General features: G+C 42.6%; 1 protein-coding gene and 1 pseudogene. Both read left to right on the top strand.

Going from position 1 to position 1498, the window contains the following annotated elements; translation table 11 throughout:
- Window positions 1–69 precede the first annotated feature (69 nt).
- Window positions 70–471, top strand: a pseudogene (locus QUF07_RS13945) (sugar O-acetyltransferase); the annotation flags it as partial.
- Window positions 472–486: 15 nt separating this feature from the next.
- Window positions 487–1344 (top strand): aldo/keto reductase, encoded by an 858-nt coding sequence (locus QUF07_RS13950; protein WP_217164687.1) that lies wholly within the window; start codon window positions 487–489, stop codon window positions 1342–1344.
- Window positions 1345–1498: the final 154 nt, after the last annotated feature.

Below are 1498 nucleotides of genomic sequence, written 5' to 3' on the forward strand. Positions count from 1 at the left end.
AATTAACCACCAGTCTGCAAATGGTCGTTTTAGCGTTTTTAGCACTATTACTTAAGAGATTTTAGACAGCTTCTTAAACAGACCGGGAAAAAAGTAGATATTCAGGCACCTTTCCAGTGCGACTATGGTTACAGCGTTGAAGTTGGCGAGAATTTCTTTGCCAATTATGGTTGTACGTTTATTGATGTTGGCAAGATTAAATTTGGTGATAACTGCTTGTTGGGACCGAATGTTCAAATTTACACCGTCGACCACGCGTTTGATGTTGCCGAGCGCAATCGCGGTGTCGAAATTCCGGGGCCAGTGACGATTGGTGACAATCTATGGGCAGGTGGTAGTGCAATTATCACCCCTGGGGTCACGTTAGGCAATAATGTTATAATTGCCGCAGGTGCCGTTGTCACGAAATCATTTGGTGACAACGTCCTAATCGGTGGGAATCCTGCCAGAATCATTAAAAAACTAAAGTAACATTGGAGGAATTTGATGGATACGAAAAAAATCGATGCAAGAGTTAAATTAGCCGATGGTCACACGATGCCTAATCAAGGCCTCGGGGTCTACAAAATGACTGAGGAACGGGAATTGATTGACTCAGTGAAGATCGCCTATGATGCCGGCTATCGCTTGTTTGATACCGCTCAAATGTATGGCAATGAAGCCGCTGTTGGAAAAGCAATCAAAGAGTTAGACGTTGCTCGGGACGAGATTTTTGTAACCACTAAGGTCGCTGAAGCTAATCAAGGATACGACAAAGTGATGGCCTCTGTCGAAGAATCGCTCAAGAAACTACAGTTGGATTACGTTGATCTTCTGTTAGTCCACTGGCCAATTCACCAACATTTCTTTGAAACCTGGAGGGCCTTTGAAGCTTTGAAAGAACAAGGGTTAACTAAATCAATTGGAACCAGTAATTATGGTATGGTTCATCTGGAATATTTGGCAACCAAGGCAAATGAAATGCCGGTTTTGAACCAGCTGGAAGTGCACCCCTACTTATCTCAAGAGGCAATGACTGACTTTGATCGTGAAAACCACATTGTGACTCAAGCCTGGGCACCACTTGGCCGGGGCAGAATTTTTGCCGATCCCGTTATTTTGAAAATTGCCAAACATCACGGTAAGTCAGCCGCTCAAATCATTTTGCGCTGGCACTTGCAACGGGGTGATTCGTTTATTCCCAAGTCCGTTCATCCAGATCGGATTAAACAAAATGCGGATATCTATGATTTTGAAATGACTGATGAAGAAATGGACTGGATCAATGCATTAAATAAAAACACGCGAATCAGTCAGGAACCAGAAATGGTTTATGAGATTGGTCATCAATATCCCCATCATTAATGGATGACTGAAGTCGGTAACTTAAAAGGTGATCACTGGGAATCCCGGTGAGCGCTTTTTTTAAGATGCTTTAAGTGATCCTGAATTATTCATAGTTCATTAAAAGCCCGTCAGTTTTCGTGTTTTTTCGAAAACTGACGGGTATGTTTTTATC

Origin of the sequence: Lentilactobacillus sp. TOM.63, assembly GCF_030361045.1 — a bacterium.
In the GTDB taxonomy this organism is placed as follows: Bacteria; Bacillota; Bacilli; order Lactobacillales; family Lactobacillaceae; genus Lentilactobacillus; species Lentilactobacillus dabitei.